This window comes from Glaesserella parasuis (genome assembly GCF_002015085.1).
Classification (GTDB): domain Bacteria; phylum Pseudomonadota; class Gammaproteobacteria; order Enterobacterales; family Pasteurellaceae; genus Glaesserella; species Glaesserella parasuis.
This window is the reverse complement of sequence record NZ_MUXW01000001.1, coordinates 188,294-213,833: the sequence shown is the minus strand read 5'-3', so window position 1 is coordinate 213,833 and position 25,540 is coordinate 188,294. Positions and strand designations below refer to the sequence as shown.

24 protein-coding genes are annotated in these 25,540 nt (G+C 40.3%); 21 read left to right on the top strand and 3 right to left on the bottom strand.

The window, feature by feature from the left end:
• Positions 1-113 precede the first annotated feature (113 nt).
• From fadR to mnmA, 6 genes are all read left to right on the top strand, one after another.
• Positions 114-836, top strand: coding sequence for a fatty acid metabolism transcriptional regulator FadR (gene fadR, locus B0183_RS00960; protein ID WP_078208190.1), 723 nt, complete (start codon positions 114-116; stop codon positions 834-836).
• A 198-nt stretch (positions 837-1,034) separates the two neighbouring features.
• Positions 1,035-2,087 carry an FAD:protein FMN transferase gene (locus B0183_RS00955; protein ID WP_010785862.1) on the top strand — a complete coding sequence of 351 codons (1,053 nt, stop codon included), beginning with the start codon at positions 1,035-1,037 and terminating at the stop codon, positions 2,085-2,087.
• An 11-nt stretch (positions 2,088-2,098) separates the two neighbouring features.
• Complete coding sequence (gene nqrM, locus B0183_RS00950; RefSeq protein ID WP_010785861.1) at positions 2,099-2,353, top strand: (Na+)-NQR maturation NqrM; 255 nt, start codon at positions 2,099-2,101, stop codon at positions 2,351-2,353.
• Positions 2,354-2,377: 24 nt separating this feature from the next.
• On the top strand, positions 2,378-2,800 hold the full coding sequence (locus B0183_RS00945; protein ID WP_005711331.1) for a nucleotidyltransferase substrate binding protein: 423 nt from the start codon (positions 2,378-2,380) through the stop codon (positions 2,798-2,800).
• Positions 2,779-3,099, top strand: a complete 321-nt coding sequence (locus B0183_RS00940; protein ID WP_021114240.1) for a nucleotidyltransferase domain-containing protein — start codon at positions 2,779-2,781, stop codon at positions 3,097-3,099. Before B0183_RS00945 ends, B0183_RS00940 begins: the two co-directional genes overlap by 22 nt.
• Complete coding sequence (mnmA, locus tag B0183_RS00935) at positions 3,099-4,250, top strand: tRNA 2-thiouridine(34) synthase MnmA (protein ID WP_021111547.1); 1,152 nt, start codon at positions 3,099-3,101, stop codon at positions 4,248-4,250. The genes B0183_RS00940 and mnmA overlap by 1 nt, the downstream gene beginning before the upstream one ends.
• Before the next feature lie 195 nt (positions 4,251-4,445).
• Here the strand turns inward: mnmA and dxs are convergent, their stop codons facing one another.
• The 3 genes from dxs to B0183_RS12565 form a co-directional block, all read right to left on the bottom strand.
• Positions 4,446-6,293, bottom strand: coding sequence for a 1-deoxy-D-xylulose-5-phosphate synthase (gene dxs / locus B0183_RS00930; protein ID WP_078208189.1), 1,848 nt, complete (start codon positions 6,291-6,293; stop codon positions 4,446-4,448).
• Positions 6,294-6,345: 52 nt separating this feature from the next.
• Positions 6,346-7,158, bottom strand: coding sequence for an inositol-1-monophosphatase (gene suhB, locus B0183_RS00925; RefSeq protein ID WP_005711323.1), 813 nt, complete (start codon positions 7,156-7,158; stop codon positions 6,346-6,348).
• Between the two features lie 317 nt (positions 7,159-7,475).
• Positions 7,476-7,589: a surface lipoprotein assembly modifier gene (locus B0183_RS12565; protein ID WP_223300066.1), complete on the bottom strand. Its 114-nt coding sequence runs from the start codon at positions 7,587-7,589 to the stop codon at positions 7,476-7,478.
• Positions 7,590-7,910: 321 nt separating this feature from the next.
• Between B0183_RS12565 and mraZ the strand changes: the two genes are divergently transcribed.
• From mraZ to ftsZ, 15 genes are all read left to right on the top strand, one after another.
• Positions 7,911-8,369, top strand: a complete 459-nt coding sequence (mraZ, locus tag B0183_RS00920) for a division/cell wall cluster transcriptional repressor MraZ (protein ID WP_005711321.1) — start codon at positions 7,911-7,913, stop codon at positions 8,367-8,369.
• Positions 8,370-8,387: 18 nt separating this feature from the next.
• A complete protein-coding gene (gene rsmH, locus B0183_RS00915) occupies positions 8,388-9,326 on the top strand; it encodes a 16S rRNA (cytosine(1402)-N(4))-methyltransferase RsmH (protein WP_021114244.1) in 939 nt (312 codons plus the stop codon).
• Positions 9,323-9,637 (top strand): cell division protein FtsL, encoded by a 315-nt coding sequence (gene ftsL, locus B0183_RS00910; protein WP_078208188.1) that lies wholly within the window; start codon positions 9,323-9,325, stop codon positions 9,635-9,637. The genes rsmH and ftsL overlap by 4 nt, the downstream gene beginning before the upstream one ends.
• Before the next feature lie 2 nt (positions 9,638-9,639).
• Positions 9,640-11,691, top strand: a complete 2,052-nt coding sequence (locus tag B0183_RS00905; RefSeq protein ID WP_078208187.1) for a penicillin-binding transpeptidase domain-containing protein — start codon at positions 9,640-9,642, stop codon at positions 11,689-11,691.
• Between the two features lie 9 nt (positions 11,692-11,700).
• A complete protein-coding gene (murE, locus tag B0183_RS00900; RefSeq protein WP_078208186.1) occupies positions 11,701-13,191 on the top strand; it encodes a UDP-N-acetylmuramoyl-L-alanyl-D-glutamate--2,6-diaminopimelate ligase in 1,491 nt (496 codons plus the stop codon).
• 94 nt (positions 13,192-13,285) lie between these two features.
• A complete protein-coding gene (gene murF, locus B0183_RS00895; protein ID WP_021114247.1) occupies positions 13,286-14,680 on the top strand; it encodes a UDP-N-acetylmuramoyl-tripeptide--D-alanyl-D-alanine ligase in 1,395 nt (464 codons plus the stop codon).
• A gap of 10 nt (positions 14,681-14,690) precedes the next feature.
• A complete protein-coding gene (gene mraY, locus B0183_RS00890; RefSeq protein ID WP_021114248.1) occupies positions 14,691-15,773 on the top strand; it encodes a phospho-N-acetylmuramoyl-pentapeptide-transferase in 1,083 nt (360 codons plus the stop codon).
• Between the two features lie 122 nt (positions 15,774-15,895).
• Positions 15,896-17,197, top strand: a complete 1,302-nt coding sequence (murD, locus tag B0183_RS00885) for a UDP-N-acetylmuramoyl-L-alanine--D-glutamate ligase (protein WP_071610122.1) — start codon at positions 15,896-15,898, stop codon at positions 17,195-17,197.
• Entirely contained in the window at positions 17,197-18,375 is a 1,179-nt protein-coding gene (gene ftsW / locus B0183_RS00880) for a putative lipid II flippase FtsW (protein ID WP_021111556.1), read from the top strand. The genes murD and ftsW overlap by 1 nt, the downstream gene beginning before the upstream one ends.
• 14 nt (positions 18,376-18,389) lie before the next feature.
• Positions 18,390-19,445 (top strand): undecaprenyldiphospho-muramoylpentapeptide beta-N-acetylglucosaminyltransferase, encoded by a 1,056-nt coding sequence (gene murG / locus B0183_RS00875; protein ID WP_043896604.1) that lies wholly within the window; start codon positions 18,390-18,392, stop codon positions 19,443-19,445.
• A 102-nt stretch (positions 19,446-19,547) separates the two neighbouring features.
• Entirely contained in the window at positions 19,548-20,975 is a 1,428-nt protein-coding gene (gene murC / locus B0183_RS00870) for a UDP-N-acetylmuramate--L-alanine ligase (protein ID WP_021114251.1), read from the top strand.
• Between the two features lie 320 nt (positions 20,976-21,295).
• Positions 21,296-22,207 (top strand): D-alanine--D-alanine ligase, encoded by a 912-nt coding sequence (locus B0183_RS00865; protein WP_021114252.1) that lies wholly within the window; start codon positions 21,296-21,298, stop codon positions 22,205-22,207.
• The gene (locus tag B0183_RS00860) at positions 22,207-22,986 is read left to right on the top strand and encodes a cell division protein FtsQ/DivIB (protein ID WP_021111561.1); all 780 of its coding nucleotides are present in this window, start codon (positions 22,207-22,209) and stop codon (positions 22,984-22,986) included. Before B0183_RS00865 ends, B0183_RS00860 begins: the two co-directional genes overlap by 1 nt.
• A 22-nt stretch (positions 22,987-23,008) precedes the next feature.
• Complete coding sequence (ftsA, locus tag B0183_RS00855; RefSeq protein WP_021114253.1) at positions 23,009-24,286, top strand: cell division protein FtsA; 1,278 nt, start codon at positions 23,009-23,011, stop codon at positions 24,284-24,286.
• A 42-nt stretch (positions 24,287-24,328) separates the two neighbouring features.
• Entirely contained in the window at positions 24,329-25,525 is a 1,197-nt protein-coding gene (gene ftsZ / locus B0183_RS00850) for a cell division protein FtsZ (RefSeq protein ID WP_021114254.1), read from the top strand.
• Positions 25,526-25,540 lie beyond the last annotated feature (15 nt).

The window sequence follows — 25,540 nt, the reverse complement described above, 5'->3', positions numbered from 1 at the left end:
TTAAACGATAATACCCCAAGAGCCATTATATGGAAGGCAATATCATTTTTGATGAGTACATCACACTTTTTACTATTTATTTGAAGTATTTCTTCATTTTTTGAGATAAATCAATGAATCAATCAGACATTTTAAGAGCCCAAAGCCCAGCAGCCCTTGCTGAAGAGTATTTAATCAAAAGTATTTGGAGTAACCGCTTTCCAGCTGGTTCAGATTTACCTGCAGAACGTGAGCTTGCAGACATTATTGGTGTTACGCGTACAACGTTAAGAGAAGTTTTACAGCGTCTTGCGCGTGATGGTTGGTTGAGTATTCAACACGGTAAGCCAACTCGAGTAAATAATATTTGGGAAACAGCAGGTCCAAATATCATTAGTACATTAATTCATTTAGATGAATCTATTACACCAACGATTATTTCAAATGTTGTTTCATTGCGTACTAGAATGGGGGAATACTTTATTCCTGAGGCAATTAAAGCTGATCATTTAGCTTCTTCATTACTCTTAAAAGATCTTGAATTACTTCAAAATACGGCACAAGCTTATGCTGAATTTGACTATAAGCTATATCGTGAATTTACTTTTATTGCCAATAAGCCTGTTTATGGGTTGATTTTAAATAGTTTTAAAGATCTCTATTTAAAAACGGCATCTTTATTTTTCTCTAATCCTAGTTCTCGCCAATTAAGTTTTGCATTTTACCAAGCACTTCGTACCGCTTGTGAAACTAATGATTACGAAAAAGCCGTAGAATGTTTAGCAATGAGCAGTCAACGTAGTACCGAAATTTGGGTTGAAATGTTAAAAAACTTACCGAAAAATTTTGGTGAATAAAACTGCTAAATAGTAAATTTTATATCATAAAAAATCTATTGTGTTTTACAAATGGAGCATTTTCCACATACTGAACCTAATAGATTATGCTATAATTCTATGTAGGGTATTAACACAATCCAATAATGGAAAATAGATAAGGAAATCACCCTTATCTATTTTCCATTATTAATTTAATTATTCGTTTTGGGAGGATGTATGAAAATCAAAACGTTACTAATGTGGGCAATTTCGGCATTTTTCGCTGTAATGCTTTCTGCTTGTAATAAAGAACCCCAACAAATTGCCTTTGAAGGTAAAACAATGGGAACAACCTACCATATCAAATATATTGATGATGGTAGCTTAACAAATTTACCTAAACCAGAAGAGGTTCAACGTCAAATGGATACGTTGTTAAAAATGGTAAATAACGAGATGTCCACCTATCAAAAAGACTCTCAAATTAGCCAATTTAATCAAATGAAAGAGGCAGATAAACCGTTTGAAATTGCCTCTGATTTTGCCAAAGTGGTCAAAGAAGCGGTACGTCTAAATAAAGTGACAGAAGGTGCGTTAGATGTGACCGTTGGGCCTTTGGTTAATTTATGGGGATTTGGACCAGATAAACGCCTAAATAAAGCACCAACGGAAGAACAAATTGCAGAACGTGCCACTTGGGTTGGTATTGAAAAATTAGTCTTAGATGATAACGCCACAAAAGCCACATTAACAAAAAAAGTACCAGAGCTTTATCTCGATCTTTCAGCAATTGCCAAAGGATTTGGCGTAGATAAATTAGCGGATTACCTTGAGCAATTAGGGGTACAACATTACCTTGTTGAGATCGGCGGTGAATTACGCGGAAAAGGGCTAAATTTAAAAGGGCAACCGTGGCGTATTGCAGTTGAAAAACCTGAATTTGCTCAAGGAACATCAAGTCAAATTGTTGTGCCATTGCATAATTTAGGTATGGCGACTTCGGGTAATTACCGCAACTATTTTGAAGATGAACAGGGTAATCGCCTATCTCACATTATCGATCCAAAAGCATTACGTCCGATTAGCCATAACTTAGCCTCAATTACTGTATTTGCACCAACCACAATGACTGCAGATGGACTTTCAACAGGCTTATATGTGTTAGGAGCAGAAAAAGCACTGGAAGTGGCAGAACGTGAAAATTTAGCAATTTTCTTAATTATCAAGAAAGGCGACGGATATGAAACTAAAATGTCGAGTGCCTTTGAAAAATTAATTAATCAAAAATAATAGGATAAAAAATGGAAACAATTTTACTAACCTTTGCTTTCTTTGTAGCCATTGTATTTATGATGTCAATCGGCTTTATTATCAAAGGTAAAACAATTAAAGGTAGTTGTGGCGGTATTTCTGCATTAGGAATGAAAAAAGTCTGTGACTGCGATGAGCCTTGTGATAATTTAAAAGCAAAATTAGAAGCAGGCGATGAAGCTGCTAAAGCCGAATATGAAGAAAAATTTGCCAAGAAAGAGGCTCAGTTTTACGAAGTAAAATAATTTTTTCATCAATAGGAAGGAAAAATGGAGCAACAAGATATTCGCTGGAAACAGCGTTTTGAAAATTATCAACATGCTGTTGCTTATCTAAAAGATGATGTAGAAAAGTATGCAGATACTGATCTTGATATTATCAAAAAAGGGATTATTCAAAGTTTTGAAATCGCTCACGAACTTGCTTGGAAAGTAATGCAAGACTATTTGAAATATCAAGGTCTTTTAGATGCAAATGGACCTAGAAACGTAACTCGAATAGCCTTTCAATATGAGCTTATTTTTGAGGGGCATCATTGGATGGAAATGTTGAATAGCCGTAATATGACAGTTCATACTTATGATGCTCAAATTTTGTTGAAAGAATTTGAAAAAATTGTTCACATTTATCTTCCCCTTTTCCTTGCATTAGAAAAGAGAATGATGGAATTATGGCAGAAAAGTTTGGATTAAATGAACAATCTATTAGGGTAATTACTGATATTCTCAAGAAATACCCCGAAATTGAGCAGGCGATTATTTATGGTTCTCGAGCAAAGGGTAATTATCGGATAGGTTCTGATGTTGACTTAACTTTTAAAGGACCAAATCTTAATCAGAGCATATTGGGTAAAATCAGGCTAGATTTAGAAGACTCTAGCCTACCTTATCTGTTTGATCTTTCAATTTATCACGAACTGGCTCACGAAAATTTTATTCAGCATATCGACAGAGTGGGACAGCAATTTTATCAACGGACAGAACAACAATAATGAAATCAAAAACTTACCAACAACATTTTCCTGCACTTACCGATGAACAATTAGCGGAAAATGCAAAGAAAAAAGTGATCTGCGGAATGTCGGGAGGCGTAGATTCTTCGGTTTCAGCCTTTATTCTTCAACAACAAGGCTACCAAGTGGAAGGCTTGTTTATGAAGAACTGGGAAGAAGACGATGACACCGATTACTGCACAGCAGCGGCAGATTTAGCCGATGCACAAGCCGTTTGCGATAAGCTGGGTATTAAACTGCATAAAATCAATTTTGCCGCAGAGTACTGGGATAATGTGTTTGAGCATTTCCTTGCCGAATATAAAGCAGGACGCACACCAAACCCTGATATTTTGTGTAACAAAGAGATCAAATTCAAAGCCTTTTTAGAATATGCTGCAGAGGATTTAGGGGCGGATTTTATTGCCACAGGGCATTATGTCCGTCGTCCACCGCTTGATCAACAGCCAAAATTATTGCGTGGACTTGATAGCAACAAAGATCAAAGTTATTTCCTCTACACTCTGAGCGAGCAACAAGTTGCACAAAGTCTTTTCCCTGTTGGTGATATTGAAAAACCGATTGTCCGAGCTATTGCAGAAGACCTAGGTTTAGCGACAGCAAAGAAAAAAGATTCGACGGGGATCTGTTTTATCGGCGAACGTAAATTCAAAGATTTCCTTGCTCGTTATTTACCTGCACAAGCTGGGGATATTAAAACCGTCGATGGGCAAGTGATTGGTCGTCACGATGGCTTAATGTACCACACCTTAGGACAACGCAAAGGTTTAGGTATTGGTGGTGTCAAAGGGGCGAGTGAAAATGCGTGGTATGTAGTGGAAAAAGATCTGGTGAATAATGTGCTAATTGTCGCTCAAGGTCAGGATAATTCTGCGTTGCTTTCAAGCGGCCTGATTGCAAGCCAACTTCACTGGGTAGATCGCCAACCGATCCGTGAAAAACTACGTTGCACAGTAAAAACACGCTACCGCCAAGCGGATATTTTATGTGAAATCCAACCGCTTGATGACGAAACCATTCGAGTGATTTTTGATGAACCTCAAATCGCCGTTACCCCAGGACAGTCCGCCGTATTTTATCAAGGCGAAGTCTGTTTGGGCGGTGGGATTATTGAAGAGCAGCTGAAGTAATATCTCCTAATAGTGATATTGTGGAAGATAGATTTATGGCATAAGAATGGGGATAATAGACAAATTTGCTGCTAATATTTAGAAAAAATAAACATTAGTAACTAGTTTGTCTACTGTGCCCATTTGTCTGCCATGCCTAAGAATGGGCAACTTAGGTTTAGTATCTTAGCTTTTTAATGAGATTTGGAAATTAACTCATTTCATAGATAGAATCTTCTGCTCAATCCCTTTCGCATCTAACCCTAAATCCGCATAGGATTCGGCTTGCGTAGCTTGTGGGATAAAGAAATCAGGAATGCCCAACATTAATAGCGGTTTGATTTTGCCGATATGTTGCAAGTATTCGTTTACTGCACTACCAGCCCCACCTTGAAGGGCATTTTCTTCAAGGGTGACTAATAATTCGTGGCGGTCGGCAAGCTCAGCAATCAAGGCTTCATCTAGCGGTTTTGCAAAACGCATATCAACCAGCGTGTAATTGTGGGTTTCTGCCACTTGTTTGGCCTCGTTTAATAATGCCCCGAAATTGAGAATAGCGACCTTTTCCCCCTTTTTTAACACTTTGCCTTTGCCGATTTCAAGGGTTTGCATCGGTTGAAGCTCAACGCCTTGTGCATTGCCACGCGGATAACGCACGGCAACAGGGCTGTTCATTGTGTAAGCAGTGTAAAGCATTTGACGCATTTCATTTTCATCACTTGGACACATTATCGTCATATTTGGGACACAACGCATAAAACTTAAATCAAATGCGCCTTGATGGGTCTGCCCGTCTGCTCCCACAATACCAGCACGGTCAATTGCAAAAATGACAGGCAAGTTTTGAATAGCCACATCGTGAATAAGTTGGTCATAAGCACGTTGTAGGAAGCTAGAGTAAATCGCCACTACAGGCTTGTAACCTGCAATCGCAAGCCCTGCCCCAAAGGTCACGGCGTGCTGTTCGGCAATCGCCACATCAAAGTATTGTTGTGGAAAGCGTTTAGAAAACTCAACCATTCCCGATCCTTCACGCATTGCAGGGGTAATGCCGATAATCTTCGGATCACGCTCTGCCATTTCGCAAAGCCAGTCGCCAAAAATGTTGGAATAGGTCGGTACGGATTTGGTTTGTGGTAACTTACCGCTTGTATGGTCAAATTTCGGCACACCGTGGAAACCGATAGGGTCTTGTTCCGCTGGAGTATAACCTTTGCCTTTTTTGGTTTTAATATGTAAGAACTGTGGCCCTGACATATTTCGCATATTTTTCAGGGTAGAAATCAGTTCTTCAATATCGTGTCCGTCAATCGGGCCGATATAGTTAAAGCCAAGGGTTTCAAACATTGTGCCAACAGGCGAAACAAAGCCCTTAACGTGTTCTTCTGTTTTTCGCACAAACTCTTTGATCGACGGAATGCCTGAGAGCAGTTTTTTGCCCCCTTCACGTAAAGTACCATAAAGCGAACCAGTGAAAAGGCGAGCTAAGTGATTATTTAATGCTCCCACATTTTCTGAGATGGACATTTCGTTGTCATTTAAGATAACCAACATATCGGTATGAATTGAACCTGCGTGGTTAATCGCTTCAAATGCCATACCTGCAGTGATTGCACCATCACCAATCACACAGACCGTTTTACGCCCTGCGTTCTCTTTTTCTGCGGCAACGGCAATGCCTAAACCAGCACTAATGGAGGTAGAAGAGTGTCCAACGCTCAATACATCAAAAGGACTTTCTTCACGCCAAGGGAATGGGTGTAAGCCGTCTTTTTGACGAATAGTATGCATTTGGTCACGGCGACCCGTTAAAATTTTATGTGGATAGGCTTGGTGTCCTACGTCCCAGATAAGTTGATCGAATGGGGTCTGATAAACATAATGCAAGGCAACGGTCAATTCGACCACGCCTAATCCAGAGGCTAAGTGACCGCTTGTTTGACTGACGGACTCTAACAAATAGGCACGCAGTTCATCACAAAGAGGTTGAAGTTTATCTTTTGGTAATAAACGCAAATCATCAGGTGAGTTGATTTGACTGAGCAATGGATAGGTCTTTTGCATAAGCTTATCTTTAATCGTTGGGTGGGCAACTGCCCATCAAAAAAATCTATTATTAGGCTTTGAGTTCTTCAGTTAAGGTCGGTTGAATACTGTTTAAAATTTCTTTTACAACACGACCGCTACCTGCCACTACATTACCTGATTTTAAGTAATCTGTACCACCAACAAAGTTGGTCACTAACGCACCTGATTCACGGGCAATTAAATCGCCTGCAGCACAATCCCACGGTTTTAATCCGATTTCAAAGTAACCATCAACACGACCAGCAGCCACATAAGCTAAATCTAATGCTGCAGAACCAGTACGGCGGAAATCTGCTACGCCATTGTTCATCAAGGCTTCAATCATATTTAAGTGAGCAGTACGATGTTTTGCGACTTTAAACGGGAAACCTGTTGCTAACACTGTGCCTTGTAAATCACGACGTTCATTACTAATGCGAAGGCGGAATTCATTTAATTTTGTACCTTCGCCACGCACAGCGGTAAATAATTCGTTACGAATAGGATCATATACAACACCCACCTCAGTACGACCATTCACACGAATAGCAATCGACACCGCAAAATGTGGCAAGCGTTTAACAAAGTTTGTTGTGCCATCTAATGGATCAATCACCCATTGTACATCGTTATTTGTGCCAGCTAAAACGCCTGATTCTTCGCCAACAATAGCATGATCAGGATACGATTTACGGATCACTTCAATAATGGCTGCTTCTGCTGCTTTATCAATTTCGGTAACATAGTCATTTGCGCCTTTTTGAGCAACTTGAGTGTCTTGAGGCGCTTGCTCATAGCCTTTAGCAATAATATTGCCTGCTTTTCGTGCTGCACGAATAGCGATATTTAACATTGGGTTCATAATTACACCAGATTTTAAAGAACGTAAGAGGATTAGGATTATAGAGAAAGTTAGGGAATAAAGGAATAGGGCGACGAGATCAATTTGTTTTAAATAAGATTTTATCTGGTGTTGTGTAGCAGCTGCACAACAGCTAATTTTAAGAAAAGTTATGTAAGAGGGGATTTTCGCTTGTTTCCTCGTTAGATTGGTCAAAGGCAAGGAAATAGAGATAGAAGGGGATAGTCCCTATCCCTACAATTTAAAACTGGCTTTCAACTAAGATATTGACGTTTTTATCCGTACAGGAATAGAGCGTTGGCAAATTACTATTTTGCTTACGATAGGTAAATTGTAGCCCTAGGTGTTACTCCTAACCAATACCAATTGCGCTTCCATAGCGTTAAATTTAAGCTATATACTTTGTCAGAACGAACTTTGTCTAAATTGATGATTCCACCGAACTCTGTTTTTCATGTAAATAAGCTTAAAAAGCTCTCCTATTGTAAAAACGTTTACAAGTAAATGTACTGTGTTTTACAACAATTACAAATGTTTTCGTTTGCTTGATTTTGAGGCAATGTAAAGAAGTTTGTTGTTTTTGCTGCGGGTAATGAATTCTATTTATAATTAAATATATTCGTATTTTTCTGACAAATTTCTTGCCCCTAATCTACGAAAACTATAAAATTCTCCAATTAAAGTGGGAAAAAGTGGTGTTTTGTGGAATTTTTTCCAAATTTCCGAATCTCTAAGGTTAAGTGAGCAAAAAAATGTTTCGTGGAGCAACTTCAATCAGCATTGATAGCAAAGGGCGGATCGCTATTCCGACCCGTTATCGTGCCGAGCTTTTGGAGAGTTACCACGGGTCATTTGTTTGTACCGTAGATATTCGCCAGCCTTGTTTATTACTGTATCCGTTGCACGAATGGGAAATTGTCGAGCAAAAATTGCTCGCTCTGTCTAACTTCGATCCTGCACAGCGTCGTATTCAACGGGTTATGCAAGGTTTTGCGACAGAATGTGAAATGGATTCTGCTGGACGGATTTTACTTAGCCCGACTTTGCGTCAGCACGCTCAATTAGAACAGCAGATTATGTTGGTTGGGCAGTTAAATAAATTTGAAATTTGGCAAGATCAACAATGGCAGAAACAGATTAGCGAAGATCTTGCAATTGGTAGCTCAGAAGAAATGCTTCATTGTGAGGCATTAAAGAACCTTTCTTTATAACAATAACGGATAATCAAAATGAGTGACTCACCCAAACATATTACGGTGTTATTACACGAAGCAGTTGATGGTTTAGCCATTAAACCCAACGGTATCTATGTCGATGGTACTTTTGGGCGTGGTGGGCATTCACGTCTTATTTTAAGCAAATTGGGTGAACAGGGTAGATTGATTGCGATTGATCGTGATCCGCGTGCGATTGCAGAAGCGAACACGATCACTGATCCCCGTTTTCAAATTGTTCACAGTGCTTTTTCATCCATTCCTGATATTTGTGACGAACTTAATTTAGTCGGCAAAATTGACGGTATCTTGCTCGATCTTGGCGTATCTTCCCCACAACTTGACGAAGCAGAACGTGGTTTTAGTTTTATGCGTGATGGACCATTAGATATGCGAATGGATACCACCAAAGGCTTATCTGCAATGGAGTGGTTAGCACAGGTGTCTGTTGATGATCTCGCTTGGGTGTTAAAAGAGTTTGGCGAAGAGCGTTTTGCCAAACGCATTGCACAAGCGGTCGTTTCTTACAATAAATCTGCAAGTGAAAAAATTTCGCGTACTTTGCAACTGGCACAAATTATTGCAGATGCCGTGCCGTTTAAAGATAAGCATAAACACCCAGCAACTCGCTCTTTTCAGGCAATCCGTATTTACATTAATAGTGAGTTAGATGAATTAGAAAAGGCATTAAATTCAGCCCTAACTGTACTCGCACCTGAAGGGCGTTTGTCTATTATCAGCTTCCATTCTCTAGAAGACAGAATGGTGAAGCAGTTTATGCGTAAGCAGAGCAAAGGCGAGACGGTGCCGAAAGGTCTGCCGATTTTAGAAAGTGAGTTAAATAAGAATATTCCTTTAAAAACCGTCGGCAAAGCGATTATGCCAAGTGAAGCGGAGATTGAAGCCAATCCACGCTCACGCAGTGCGGTGTTAAGAGTTGCGGAGAAAAGATAATGTCGAGTGAACGCTATCCTTTACGTCAAGTGATTTTAGACGATTTAACTAGCCATAATAAAGTGGCGTTATTGCTACTTGTTGGGGTGGTGATTAGTGCTGTTGCAACGATTTGGATTACGCACCAAACACGTTTATTAACAGCAGAGCAGGGAAAATTATTGCAAGTAAAACAGAAGCTTGAAAATCAGTATGTTCATTTGCAATTAGAAGAAAATTCAAAAAGTCAGAAGTTTTTAGTCGAAGCTGTTGCTGAAAAATTTGGATTACAACCAATTAAAAAAGAACAAGAAATCATTTTAGTGGAATAAAAATGAAAAAATCAGTGAAATATAACCCTAAAAATAAAAATACGATGGGAGATGAATTAAAAGAGGTAGATATTTCACCCCAGCCTAGTTTTTTGCCTGCCCGATTTGGATTTGTTTATCTGTTTATCGGTGTAATGGTCTGTGCCTTGATCGGTCAAAGTTTTTTCTTACAAGTCACTGATTCAGAACGTTTAATCAAAGAAGCAAATGATCGCTCTTTACGGACAAAAGAGCTTCCTTTTACAAGGGGGAAAATTTTAGATAGAAATGGGCGAGTGCTTTCAATTAGTGTGCCGATGTATTCAATTACGATTGATCCTAAAGAATATTTTGATACTAAACTTCGTCGTAATAAATCGTTATGGCGAGTTTTGGCTATGGAAATGGAGGCTTCAGCCAGTAAAATTGAAGCTAGTGTGAATCGTTTTATTAAAGAAAAACCACAGAATAAAGAAAATAAATATGATCCTAGAGCGATTTTAAACAATAAAAATGAGGATTATTGGACATTACTCGCTCGTGCAACTGCATTAGATTACAACGTATTAATTCAACGCATACGCAATAATCCAAATTCTATGTTTTTACATTTGGAAAATGAGTATGCTCAGCTTGAACGCCAAAAAATGCAAGAGTTAGCCAAAGCATTAGATATGAAATACAGCGTAATGATGGATAAACTTTATGCTTCAGCAAATCAACGTTTTTTATATATTTCTCGTCACGAATCAGATGTGATAGGAGATTATGCTCGAGCATTAAAAATTGATGGGCTTGTATTAAAAGCAGAAACTCGCCGTTTTTATCCTCTTGCAGAAGAAATTTCCCAATTAATCGGCTTTACCGATGTTGATGATAAACAAGGCTCGGAAGGAATAGAACGTAGCTTTGATAGCTTGTTGGTTGGTAAAAACGGTAAACAGGTTATCCGTAAAGATGCTCGTGGTAATGTGATTGAACATATTCGCGATGAGAAAAAATATGATCCGCAAGATGTAATGTTGAGCATTGATGAAGAACTTCAATCAATGGTTTATCGTGAAATTAAAAAAGCGGTAATCGAAAACAAAGCGGAATCGGGAACTGCTGTTTTAGTTGATGTTCAAACAGGCGAAGTGTTAGCAATGGCAAATGCACCGTCGTTTAATCCAAATAATCGAGAGGATTTTAAAGCGGAGTTATCACGCAACAGAGCCATTACAGATACCTTTGAACCTGGTTCAACGGTAAAACCTTTGGTTGTGCTTACCGCATTACAACATAAAGCCACTTATTTAGGCGAAGTGATTGATACTCACCCATTTGTAGTAAACGGACATACGATCAGGGACGTTGCACCACGAGATAGTTTAACACTGACTGGGATTTTACAAAAATCAAGTAACATAGGTGTAAGCCGTTTAGCGTTAAGAATGCCATCAACCGCATTAGTCGAAACTTATAGCAAGGTCGGTTTTGGTAAAGATACAGGCTTAGGGCTTGGTGAACAACGTGGTACAAACGGTGATCGCAAACGTTGGGCGGATATTGAGCGTGCGTCAGTGGCGTATGGTTATGGTTTAAATGTCACTCCATTACAATTAGCCCGAGCTTATGCAACATTAGGCAGTTTTGGGATTTATCGTCCGCTTTCGATTACAAAAGTGGATCCACCAGTGATTGGTGAGCGTGTGCTGCCAGAAAAAATCACCAAAGATGTTGTTCAGATGATGGAAGGTGTTGCAGCTAAAGGTGAAGGTGGTGCAAGAGCTGCTGTTGATGGATACCGTGTCGCAATTAAAACGGGTACTGCTCGCAAATTAGAAAAAGGCAAATATGTCGAAAAATATATCGCCTATACCGCAGGTATCGCCCCAGCCAGCGATCCAAAATTTGCTTTAGTGGTTCTGATTAATGAGCCTAAAGCTGGCAATTATTACGGCGGTGCGGTATCTGCCCCACTGTTTTCAAGCATTATGGGACATACTTTAAAAACAAGAAACATTAAACCAGATAATCTTACTGAAGATACAAAAAGTGCAGTGAGAGAGATGAAAACAAATTCGATAAACTAAGAGGCAATAATGAACCCTTTACTTTCCTTTTTCCCTGAACTTAACCATTGGGGCGAATTAAAAGCATTAAACAAAATGACCTTGGACAGCCGTCAGGTTGAAAAAGGTGATCTATTTGTTGCCTTAAAAGGACATCAAGTCGATGGTCGTCAATTTATTGAAAAAGCGATTGAACAAGGTGCTTCTTTAGTTTTATCTGAAGCGGACGATGACGTTCAAGCGGTGAGATTTGCAGAAAAATTTGCAAATTCGACCGCTTGTGTACTGGAAGTACCAAATTTACCGAAACAACTTTCGGCAATTGCTGGAGCGTTCTATGGCAATCCGTCAGAAAAATTAACCCTTGTGGGTATTACAGGCACTAACGGCAAAACCACTACGGCACAGCTTTTTTCACAATGGCGAAACTTGCTTGGCGGTAAATCTGCGGTGATGGGTACTATTGGCAACGGACTATATGGGCAAGTGCAAGAAGCGGTAAATACAACAGGTTCTGCCGTTGAAATTCAACACAATCTGGTGAACTTTGTCGAATTAGGGGCGGATTTCTGTGCAATGGAAGTCTCTTCTCACGGTTTGGCTCAATATCGTGCCGAAGCGCTAGACTTTGACTTGGCGATTTTCACTAACTTAAGCCGTGATCACCTTGATTATCACAACACAATGGAAGAGTATGCCCAAGCGAAGTTCCGCTTATTTGGCGAGCTTTCTTCAAAACAACAAGTAATCAACGCTGATGATGAAATTGGGCGTGAATGGTTAGCAAAATTGCCTGAGGCCGTCGCTGTCAGCACCGATAGCCAGTTTCAACCACAACAAGCCCGTTGGATTAAAGCGAAAGCGGTGCAATTTACCCTACAAGGTGCAACTATTGAATTTGAAAGTAGCTGGGGTAATGGAGAAATTAAAAGCCGTTTAATCGGAGCGTTTAATGTCAGCAACTTATTAACCGCTTTCGCTGGTTTATTGGCGTTGGGCTACGATTTGCAAAAATTAGTCGAAACCGCACCGCTGTTAAACGGTGTATGCGGACGTATGGAGTGTTTAATCAGCAAAGAAAATGCGGAAGAAAGCCCGATGGTGATTGTTGATTATGCCCATACCCCTGATGCCTTAGAAAAAGCCTTAGATGCCGCTCGTTTGCATTGTGAAGGCGAACTATGGTGTGTGTTTGGTTGCGGTGGCGACCGTGATACAGGTAAGCGTCCGCTAATGGCTCGTATTGCCGAACAGTTGGCGGACAGAGTGATTGTGACTGATGACAACCCACGCACCGAAGATCCTGATGTGATTTTTAATGATGTTATGAAAGGTTTCCGCAAGCCAAAAGCGGTGCAGTCTATGCATATCCGTCAATATGCGATTGAACAAGCGATTGCCCAAGCCGAACCAAAAGATGTGATTTTAATTGCAGGTAAAGGACACGAAGATTACCAAATTATCGGCACGAAGAAATATCATTTTTCGGATCAAGAGTGGGCGAGGAAGTTTTTGGGGTAGAACGTAGGGACACACTGCATGTGTCCGCCATCTTTCGTGGAGCTATTTTTTAACGGACACACGCAGTGTGTCCCTACAATAAAGAAGATAATAAATGATAAAACAAACCACCCAACAACTCGCTCAAACCCTAAAGGGTAAACTACTCGGTAGTGGCGAGGTTGTTGTTGAAAACATCAGTACAGACACCCGTCAAACGGTTGAAAAAGGCTTATTTTTTACCTTAAAAGGCGAAAAATTTGATGCTCACGATTATGTAGAAAAAGCGATAGAACAAGGCTGTGTGGCGTTAGTTGTTGAGCGTGAATTGGCGGTGAATGTACCGCAAATTATTGTGGAAGATACTCGCTTGGCATTAGGGCAGTTAGCAAAATGGCTGAAAGCGGAAATTAACCCAAAAACTGTGGCAATTACGGGCTCTTCAGGCAAAACCACCGTCAAAGAGATGACTGCAAAAATTTTGCAAAAAGTGACCGCTTGTGAAGATCAGGTGCTTTATACCTTTGGTAATTTAAACAATGACTTAGGTGTACCATTGACCTTATTACGTTTAACCCCTGAGCATAAATTTGCCGTGGTTGAACTGGGGGCGAACCACATCGGCGAAATTGCTTATACCACCGAAATTGCACAACCTGATGCCTGTTTAGTGAATAACGTGGCATCTGCTCATCTTGAAGGATTTGGCTCGTTGGCAGGTGTGGCTCAAGCTAAAGGTGAAATTTATCGTGGCTTGAAAGCTGGTGGTAAGGCGATTGTGAATTTAGCTCATTACTATCCAGAATGGCAGAAAGAGATTGGCGATCACGAGTTACAGTCGTTCTGCTACACCGGCGAAGATAAAGACAGCTATGCAGATTTTTGGGCGGAAAATGTTGAGTTACACCTCAATGGTTCACGCTTTACCTTACATACGCCACAAGGCGAAATTGAGATCAACTTGCCTTATCTAGGCGAACATAATGTGAGTAATGCGTTAGCGGCAACAGCACTCGCAATGGCAGTCGAGGCGGATTTAACTGCGGTTAAAGCTGGATTGGAACAGCGTTCAGCGGTTAAAGGGCGTTTGTATCCGATTGAAATTAAAGAGAATGTACTGTTTATTGATGACAGTTACAATGCCAATGTGGACTCAATGAAATCTGCGGTATCAGTGTTAAAACAGTATCCGGCTTTCCGCATTTTTGTGGTGGGTGATATGGCGGAACTTGGCAAAGACAGCCCAGCTTGTCACCAAGAAGTCGCTGATTTCGTTAAACAGGCGAAGCTCGATTTAGTGGTCAGCTTCGGCAAAGAGAGTGAGGTGATTAGTGGTAATTCAGCTCACCACTTTAATGATAAAACAGCAATGGCGGCGTTTTTGCTCCCGAACATTTTGCAAAAAATCGAACAAGATCAACCGCTTGTATTATTAGCAAAAGGCTCTCGTAGCCAAAAAATGGAAGAAGTAATTGCTTCCTTATGTCGTTCTTTTGATGTTTCTTTTTAAGGATTAGCTTATGTTAGTGTGGCTTGCTGAATATCTGGTGCAATACAACACCGCGTTTAACGTGGTGTCGTACATTACTTTCCGTTCTATTATGGCGTTATTGACAGCATTAATTATCGGCTTATGGATTGGACCAACGGTCATTCGCCGTTTACAAATTCTCAAATTCGGACAGGAAGTTCGCCACGATGGTCCTGAAAGCCACTACAAAAAACGGGGTACACCAACGATGGGCGGTATTATGATTTTATTAGCTATCGGTGTGAGTACGTTGTTATGGGCGGATCTGCGTAACCCCTATGTCTGGTTTGTGCTATTTATCCTATTTGGTTATGGGGTTGTCGGTTTTGTAGATGATTATTGGAAAATAGCCCGTAAAAATACCGATGGCTTGATTGCTCGTTGGAAATATTTTTGGCTATCGGTGATTGCCTTAGTATCTGCTTTTGGTATGTATGCGATTGGTAAAGATACCGCTGCTACCCAGTTAGTTGTTCCTTTCTTTAAAGATGTGATGCCACAGCTTGGCTTATTCTATATTGTTCTCACCTATTTTGTGATTGTCGGAACCAGTAATGCAGTGAATTTAACCGACGGCTTAGATGGCTTGGCAATTGTGCCGATCATTATGGTCGCAGGGGCATTTGCATTAATTGCGTGGGCAACGGGGAACTATAATTTTGCACAATATCTGCACATTCCTTATATCAAATATAGCAGTGAATTAGTGATTTTATGTACGGCAATTGCAGGGGCAGGTTTAGGTTTCTTATGGTTTAACACTTACCCAGCACAAGTCTTTATGGGGGATGTCGGTTCATTGTCACTTGGCGGTGCATTGGGGGTGATTGCCGTATTAGTTCGCCAAGAATTATTACTAGTGGTGATGGGCGGTGTCTTTGTGGTTGAAGCCTTATCGGTGATTTTACAAGTTGGATCGTACAAACTTCGCCAAAAACGTATTTTCCGTATGGCACCGATCCACCACCACTTTGAACTTAAAGGCTGGCCGGAACCACGTGTTATCGTGCGTTTTTGGATTATCACCTTAATGTTGGTGTTAATTGGATTGGTGACGTTGAAATTACGTTAATTAATGTAGGGACACACTGCGTGTGTCCGTTACAGTTTTACCAATCGAGGAATAATGAAAATAAAGCGGACACACGCAGTGTGTCCCTACATCTGAAAATACCGTTTCTAGAGAACAACAAAATGCAAAATCAATATCAAGGCAAAACCATCACGATTATCGGCTTAGGCACAACAGGCTTATCTTGTGTCGAATTTTTTGCGGACAAACAGGCTCAAGTGCGAGTGATTGATACCCGTGCAAATCCTGCTGGGGTAGATAAATTATCGAGGGATATTCCACTGCATACAGGCAGTTTAAACCTTGAGTGGTTATTAAGTTCTGATTTAATTGTGATTAGCCCAGGACTTGCCTTAGCAACGCCAGAAATTCAGCAAGCTATTCAAGCTGGTGTAGAAGTGGTTGGCGATATTGAGTTGTTCTGCCGTGAAGCAAAAGCACCGATTATTGCGATTACAGGGGCAAATGGTAAAAGTACGGTAACGACTTTGACAACGGAAATGGCAAAACAAGCAGGTATCAAAGTCGGTATGGGCGGTAACATCGGCGTGCCTGCCTTGAGCTTATTGAAAAGCGATTACGAACTTTATGTATTGGAATTATCAAGCTTCCAGTTGGAAACGACTTATTCCTTAAAAGCGAAAGCAGCAACCATTTTAAATATCAGTGAAGATCATATGGATCGTTACAATAACTCCGTTGAAGAATATCGTGCAGCAAAATTGCGTATCTATCAAAATGCGGAAAATATTATTGTAAATGGCGAAGATCCACAAACTTTCCCAGAGCAAGCGATCAGATCTTTGAAAAAATTTGCAGAAAAAGATGCAGAATATACCGCTTGTAATGGTGAACTCTATTCTGGCGATGAAGCAGTTATTGCGATTAATGAGCTGAAAATCACGGGTCGTCACAATGTGATGAATGCCTTGGCTTCAATGGCATTGGCGGAAGCGGCTGGTGTTGCTCGTTCAGGGATTGTGAAAGCCTTACAAAGCTATTCAGGATTAGATCACCGTTTCCAGCTAGTACCGACGAATGATGGCGTACGCTGGATTAACGACTCAAAAGCCACGAATGTCGGCAGTACTGTGGCTGCATTAAATGGTTTACAAGTCGAAGGAACGCTTTATCTGTTGTTGGGTGGCGATGGGAAAGATGCTGATTTTTCTGAGTTAAAACCTTTTATTAATCAGCCAAATACAGTCTGTTACTGCTTTGGAAAAGATGGGGCGGAACTTGCCGCTTTAACTCAAAATAGCGTTTTAGTGGAAACAATGACACAAGCTGTCGCACAAGTTCGTTTACTATTAAAATCAGGCGATATGGTGCTACTTTCACCAGCCTGTGCCAGTTTAGATCAGTTTAAAAATTTTGAAGAGCGTGGCAGACAGTTTGTGGCGTTGGCTCAAGGGGTTATCTAATGCTAGAAAAAATTCGGATTGAGTGGGATAAGTGGACAAGATTAACGCCTGTTAATGCACTCTATGATCGAACATTGGTGTGGTTATTTCTCGCATTGCTGATCATTGGATTTGTTATGGTGACTTCAGCCTCTATTCCTGTGAGTAGTCGGCTACACGAAGACCCCTTCTATTTTGCGGTGCGAGATGGTTTTTATGTTATCGCATCTATTTGTGCTTGTACTTTCTTTGTTCAAATTCCAAGTAAACATTGGGAAAAGTATAATGGTTGGTTATTTATTTCAGCCCTACTTTTGCTTGCAATTACATTGTTTGTTGGAAAAACAGTAAATGGGGCAACACGCTGGATCCCTATCGGTCCTATTAATTTCCAGCCTGCAGAATTAGCAAAATTTGCGGTGATTTGTTATTTTGCGAGCTTCTATGTAAGAAAATTTGATGAAATGCGACAAAAAAGCATTAGTTTCATTCGCCCTATGGTAATCCTGATTTTATTTAGCTGCTTGTTGCTGGCTCAACCTGATTTGGGAAGTATAGCGGTGCTTTTTGTGCTGACATTTGCAATGCTTTTTATTATGGGGGCGAAAGTTTTACAGTTTATTTTTCTTGGTATCGCAGGCGTTGTAGTCTTTGCTCTATTGGTTTTAACATCAGAATATCGTTTAAAACGTATAACCTCTTTTATGGATCCTTTTGCTGATGCTTATGGTGATGGCTTCCAACTATCTAACTCACAAATGGCGTTTGGGCAAGGCGAGATTTGGGGGCGAGGATTGGGTAATTCTGTGCAAAAATTAGAATATTTACCTGAGGCACATACCGATTTTGTGATGGCAGTCATTGCAGAAGAATTTGGATTAGTTGGAATTGTTATCGTTGTGCTATTATTACTCACCTTAACTTTCAGAGCTTTAAAAGTCAGTCGTGAAGCGTTAATACTAGAAGAACGATTTAAAGGTTTCTTTGCTTTTGGTATTGCCATTTGGATTTTTATTCAAGGCTTTGTAAACCTTGGTGTTGCTTCGGGGTTACTGCCGACCAAAGGCTTAACTTTCCCATTGGTGAGCTATGGTGGTTCAAGTTTAGTGATTATGGCGATTGCAATTGCGGTATTAATTCGGATTGATTACGAAAACCGCTTAGATCGAATTGGGCACGCACATTTAAGTGATGATTAGTGTTGGAAAATAATATGGCAAAAAAATTATTGGTTATGGCTGGCGGAACTGGTGGGCACGTTTTTCCTGCGATTGCTGTAGCAAGAGAATTACAACAACAAGGTTGGGAGATCCGCTGGTTAGGAACAAAAGATCGAATGGAAGCGGATCTTGTGCCAAAGCACGGTATTCCGATTGAGTTTATTCAAATTTCAGGATTAAAGGGCAAGGGGATTAAAGCGTTACTTACTGCCCCTTTTGCGATCTTAAGAGCAGTGCTTCAAGCGAAAAAAATTATTAAAGCGTATAAGCCTGATGCAGTACTTGGAATGGGCGGTTATGTGTCTGGACCAGGCGGTATTGCGGCAAAATTATGTGGTGTGCCTGTGATTTTGCACGAACAAAATGCGGTGGCAGGTTTAACAAATGTATGGCTTTCTAAAATTGCTTGCCGTACTTTACAAGCCTTTCCAACAGCTTTTCCAAATGCGGAAGTGGTGGGAAATCCCGTTCGCCAAGATCTATTTGAAATTGCACCGCCTGAACAACGTTTTGCCGAAAAAGGCTATCCAATCAATATTTTAGTGATGGGCGGTAGTCAGGGGGCATTGGTGATCAATAAAACTGTGCCAGAAGTAGCGAAGGTTTTAGGACAAAACGTATTTATTAGCCATCAAGTCGGCAAAGGCAAATTAGCCGGCGTGGAAGAAGTTTATCAAGCCACAGGCAATGGCACGGCGAGCGAATTTATTGATGATATGAAAGCTGCTTATGAATGGGCGGATTTGGTGATTTGCCGTTCTGGTGCTTTAACTGTATGTGAAATTGCTGCAGCAGGATTACCTGCGATTTTTGTGCCGTTTCAACATAAAGATCGCCAACAATTTTTAAATGCAGAGTACCTTGCACAAGCAGGTGCAGCAATGATTATTGAACAGCAGGATTTTACCCCTGAAAGTTTATTAAAAGCATTAGAGCCGTTAATTGCCGACCGTCAAAAACTGACGGAAATGGCAGTAAAAGCAAGAGCGAAAGCCACACCATTAGCCACAAAACGAGTGGCAGAAATGATTGTGGAAAATAGTTTGTAATCAGAAATGAGCCTTGTAGGGACACACTGAGTGTGTCCACTCTAAAAATTATCCACGGACACACGCAGTGTGTCCCTACGAATACGAAGGAAAAATGTAATAATGAAAAATTTCCAAGATAAAGTAAAAAAATTAGTCCCTGAAATGCGCCGTGTGAATCAAATCCACTTTATTGGGATCGGTGGCGCAGGTATGTCTGGGATTGCTGAAGTGTTATTAAATGAAGGTTACCAAATTTCAGGCTCGGATATTGCGGACGGTGCAGTCACGCAACGCTTAGCAAAAGCAGGAGCAAAAGTTTTTATCGGGCATCAAGCAGAAAATATTGAAGGGGCAAGTGTTGTTGTCGCTTCCAGCGCAATTAATGAAAGCAATCCCGAAGTAGCGGCAGCAAAAGAAGCGCGTATTCCAGTGATTCAACGAGCGCAGATGTTAGCGGAAATTATGCGTTTCCGTCACGGTATTGCGATTGCAGGGACTCACGGTAAAACTACCACAACCGCAATGATTTCAATGATTTATACGGAAGCAGGGTTAGATCCTACTTTTGTAAATGGTGGTTTAGTAAAATCAGCGGGTAAAAATGCTCATTTAGGGGCAAGCCGTTACTTAATTGCAGAAGCCGATGAAAGTGATGCGTCATTTTTACATTTACAGCCGATGGTTTCCGTTGTGACCAACATTGAACCAGATCATATGGATACTTACGGTGGCGATTTCGAGAAAATGAAAGAAACCTATGTACGTTTCTTACGCAACTTACCATTCTACGGTTTAGCAGTGATGTGTGCCGATGATGAAACGGTGATGGAAATTGCCCCGAAAGTCGGTCGCCAAGTGATTAGCTATGGTTTTAGCGAAAAAACCGATTACCGTATTGAAGATTATCAACAAACCGGTTTCCAAGGGCATTACACGGTGGTTTGTCCAACAGGTGAGCGTATTGAGGTCTTATTAAACGTACCGGGTAGACACAATGCACTGAATGCAACGGCTGCATTAGCGGTTGCGAAAGAAGAAGGCATTGCGAATGAAGCGATTTTAGCTGCTCTTGCGGATTTCCAAGGTGCAGGTCGCCGTTTTGACCAACTTGGCTCATTTATTCGTCCAAATGGTAAGGTAATGTTAGTTGATGACTACGGTCATCACCCAACGGAAGTGGATGTGACGATTAAAGCCGCTCGTCAAGGTTGGGAAAATAAACGTGTAGTGATGGTTTTCCAACCGCACCGTTATTCTCGTACCCGTGATTTATTTGATGACTTCGTACAAGTGTTGTCGCAGGTTGATGCGTTGATTATGCTCAATGTGTATGCGGCAGGCGAAGCACCGATTGTGGGCGCGGAGAGTAAAGATCTCTGTCGTTCAATCCGTAATCTTGGCAAAGTGGATCCGATTTTAGTGTCAGATACTTCACAACTTGGCGAAGTGTTAGATCAAATTATTCAAGATGGTGATTTAATTTTGGCACAAGGTGCGGGCAACGTGAGCAAGCTTTCGCGTGATTTAGCGGAAAGTTGGAAGGCATAAAGAAGATTTAAAACAAGCGGTAAGATTTCGAGAAATTTTCGCTATTGTGTAATTGTACAAAATAATGTGTAGGGGCAAATCACATTTGCCCCAAATAATCATAGTAACATCAGGGTGAATGTAATTCGCCTCTACGGTAAATCCGAAAATTTGCAATAATTTCAATAAATTAACTGTAGGGACACACTGTGTGTGTCCGTTGTTAAAATGGGATATGGTTTATTTTGCGGACACACGCAGTGTGTCCCTACAATTCCCCATAATAATGTAAAATTTTTGCAATAAATGACCGCTTGTAAAACATAAATAAGGTAAAAATAATGAGCTTAAAAAACGAAAAAATTGCGGTGTTATTTGGTGGCGTTTCAGCAGAACGTGAAGTTTCTCTCAATTCAGGTAAATCGGTCTTTGAAGCCTTACAGAGTTTAGGCTATAACGTTGAAGCGATTGATACAAAAGAATTTCCGATTGAAAAATTAAAAGAAAAAGGCATTCAGCGTGTGTTTAATATTCTTCACGGTGGTATCGGTGAAAATGGCGTGCTTCAAGGGGCGTTAGAGCAACTAGGTATTCCCTATACAGGCTGTGGCGTGATGGCTTCTGCGATTACCTTAGATAAGTTCCGCACCAAGCTATTGTGGAATGCAGTGGGCTTACCAACAGCGGCAATGGAAGTGGTACGCCGTGGGCAAGCGGTCAATTCCGATGAAATTATTGCAAAATTAGGTTTACCATTATTTGTGAAACCTGCGAGTGAAGGCTCAAGCGTTGGCGTAAGTAAAGTGAAAACTGCAGAACAGTTATTACCTGCAATCGAAGAAGCATTAAAATATGATTCAATTGTGTTGGTGGAAGAAAATTTAGCAGGGGCGGAATACTCTGTACCAGTACTTGATGGTGAAGTGTTACCCGCGGTACAAATTATTCCAGACGGCGAGTTTTATGACTACCACGCAAAATATATTTCGGATAATACCCAGTATGTTGTTCCAGCGTTAAATGCAGATCGCCAAGCGGAAGTCGCTAAGTTAGTGAAGCAGGCTTATGATGTAGTGGGCTGTCGTGGTTGGAGCCGAATTGATGTAATGGAAGATGGCGAAGGAAACTTCCGTTTAGTTGAAGTGAATACTTGCCCAGGTATGACCAGTCATAGTATTTTCCCAAAATCAGCGGCGACTGTAGGTTATAGTTTCGAGCGTTTAGTTGAACGTGTATTGGAGTTAAGTGCGTAATGGTTGCAGTAATGCGTAAGAAGCCGACTTCGGTGATTCGTACACAAGCAAGTAAACCGAAATATCCGATTAATTGGTTTGTTTTTGTTAAGCCTATCGTTGTGTTATTATGTTTCGGTATGGCTTATGCAATCTATACCAATTGGTCTAGTTTGCTTGCATCACTGGATAGAACTCCAATTCGTTCTTATGCATTAACGCATAAAACACAATTTACGACGAATAATGATATTCGCGAAGTTTTAGCTAAAGCCCCCTTGTTAAAAGGCTATTTTGAACAGGATATTCAAGAGATTAAAGAAAAGTTTCTAACAATTTCTTGGATTCGTGATGTTTCTGTAAGAAAAGTTTATCCCGATAAATTAAGTATTACGTTACTTGAACATCGCCCAGCAGCAGTATGGAATAATAATCAATATGTGTCTGTTCAAGGAAAAGTTTTTAGTTTACCGAAAGATCGGTTTGATAACACTGGCTTACCTATTTTATACGGACCAGACGCAGAAAGTAAGGTTGTGCTTGAAGCGTGGGATAAAATAAAAGCAGATTTAAAATCACGCAATTTAGGATTACATTCCATTGCAATGGATAGTCGAGGAGCTTGGTCAATTCGACTTGATAATGGCGTTGAACTAAAATTAGGGCGAGGGGAATGGCTATCAAAAATCGATCGTTTTGTGACTATTTTTCCTGAAATTGACATCCCTGAGGGAAAACGTTTATCCTATGTCGATTTACGTTATGAACACGGAGCATCCGTCGGATTTAGTAATCAATAATTTATAATACCGCAAACATAATATGACAAAAGTAGCAGAATCTAGAATTAGAGTTGGTTTAGAAATTGGGACACACAAAATAGTTGCTGTGGTGGGTGAAGTATTGCCTGATGGTGTGATTAATGTGATTGGTTCCGGAATTAGTCAATCTAAAGGCGTTCAAGGAGGAGGCATTGTTGATTTAGATGCTGTAACAAGTGCTATTCAACGTGCGATTGAAGAAGCTGAATCGATTTCTGGATATGATATTGTATGTGTTACTCTTGCCCTTTCAGGATCTCACATTACAGCTTTTAATGAAAGTGGAACTGTGCCGTTGTCTGGTAGTGTAAGAAATGAAGATTTGGATAATGCTATTCATATTGCTCGTTCTATTAAATTACCCGATGAGCTGGAAACATTACACATTATTCCTCAGGAATATAGAGTAGATAGATTACCTGCTACTAAAAATCCCCTTGGTTTATCTGGTATGCGTTTGCAGGCTCAAGCTCATTTAATTGCTTGCCATAACGATTGGCTACGTAATTTAAAAAATGCAGTGGAGAGAAGTAAATTAAAAATTGATCAAATCGTTTTTTCGGGGCTTGCTTCAAGTTATTCTGTGTTAACAGAAGATGAAAAAGAACTTGGGGTTTGTTTAATTGATATTGGCGGTGGCACTATGGATGTTCTTGTTTATACAGATGGTGCTTTGCGTTTTAGTAAAGTTATTCCTTTTGGTGGGAATAATGTAACGGACTATATTGCTCATGTTTTCACAACCTCTCGCCAAGATGCAGAAAATATTAAAGTACAGTATGGATGTGCTATTGCACCCCCAACTCATTTCCCTGAGAAAAAAATTGAGGTAGCAGGTTTGGGTGGACGAATGCCAAGAACTTTTACAAAAAGCCAATTATCTAATGTTACATCTCAATGTTACCACGATTTACTGAGCGTAATTAATCAGGAATTATCCCAATTACGCAATGAACTATATCAAAAAGGCATAAAACAAGAATTAATTGCAGGAATTGTGCTTACAGGTGGTGGCTCTCAAATAGAAGATATTGTAGAATGTGCAAAATCTGTCTTTGGATCACAAGTTCGGGTTGGTAACCCATTGAATATTACAGGATTAACGGATTATGTAAGCAAACCGTCTTATGCAACCGTATTAGGATTGCTACAGTATAGTCATTATAATGACGTTGATAGTAGCCAAAGTGGAGAAATTAGTCATAAGGTGGGCGGCATTATTGATACATTAGGTCATAGTGCTAAAAAAGCGTATAATTGGATAAAATCAAGTTTTTAATAGGCATTAATAACAATATTAAGCCGTGAGGGAGAATCACAAATGTTTGAACCTATTTATGAAGCAACGCAAGATGCGGTTATCAAAGTTATCGGTGTCGGTGGCGGTGGTGGTAACGCACTAAATCATATGGTTAGTAACCAATCTGATGTTGGTAGTGTTGAATTCTTTTCGGTTAATACGGATGCACAAGTATTACGTAGTAGTGCCGTTCGCAATACGATTCAAATAGGTGCAAGTGTAACAAAAGGCTTAGGGGCTGGAGCAGATCCAAACATTGGTCATCAAGCAGCTGAAGAAGATAGAGAAGCATTAACGAATATGCTTACAGGTGCTGATATGGTCTTCATTGCTGTTGGTATGGGCGGTGGCACAGGTACTGGTGCAGCTCCTGTAATTGCTGAAATTGCTAAAAGCCAAGGAGCATTAACAGTTGGTATTGTTACTAAACCTTTCTCTTTTGAAGGTAGAAAACGTTCTAACTATGCGGAACAAGGGATCCGTGAACTTGCAAAACATGTGGATTCACTCATCATTATCCAAAATGATAAATTACTAAAAGTATTACCTAAAAGTGTAAAATTTAATGAAGCCTTTGGCGTTGCAAATGACGTCTTACGCAATGCGGTATTAGGTATTACGGATATGATTACTTCCGAAGGTCTTGTGAACGTTGACTTTGCAGACGTGAAAAAAGTGATGTCGGAAATGGGTAGAGCAATGATGGGAACAGGCATTGCAGAGGGTGAAAACCGTGCAGAAAATGCAGCAAAAGAAGCTGTAGCAAGCCCGTTATTGGAAGATGTTGATTTATCAGGTGCTAAAGGCATTCTTGTGAATATTTCTTCTGGCTATGATATTGAACTTGCAGAGGTCAATACCATTATGGAATATGTTACTAGCTTTGCAGATCCTGATGCAGCTATTATTTTTGGTTCTGCTTTCTATCCAGAAATGGAAGGTAAGATTCGTGTAACTTTAGTTGCAACAGGTATTGGTCAGCCAGATGAAATGCCAAAAATTCCATCAATTCAGGCGGTACCGCAATTCCAACAACCTCAACAGAATATAAATACAGGATTTCAAAGAACTCAACCTGATTTTATGAATAATATGGGTGGTTATTCTCAACAAACACAATATACTCAACAGCAGCAAGTTCAGAAACCACAACAAGTAGATACAGCTCAAATGTTTTCCCCAAGCTCAATCCCTGGGTTTATGAGAAATGGTCAATAACCATTTCGGGAAATA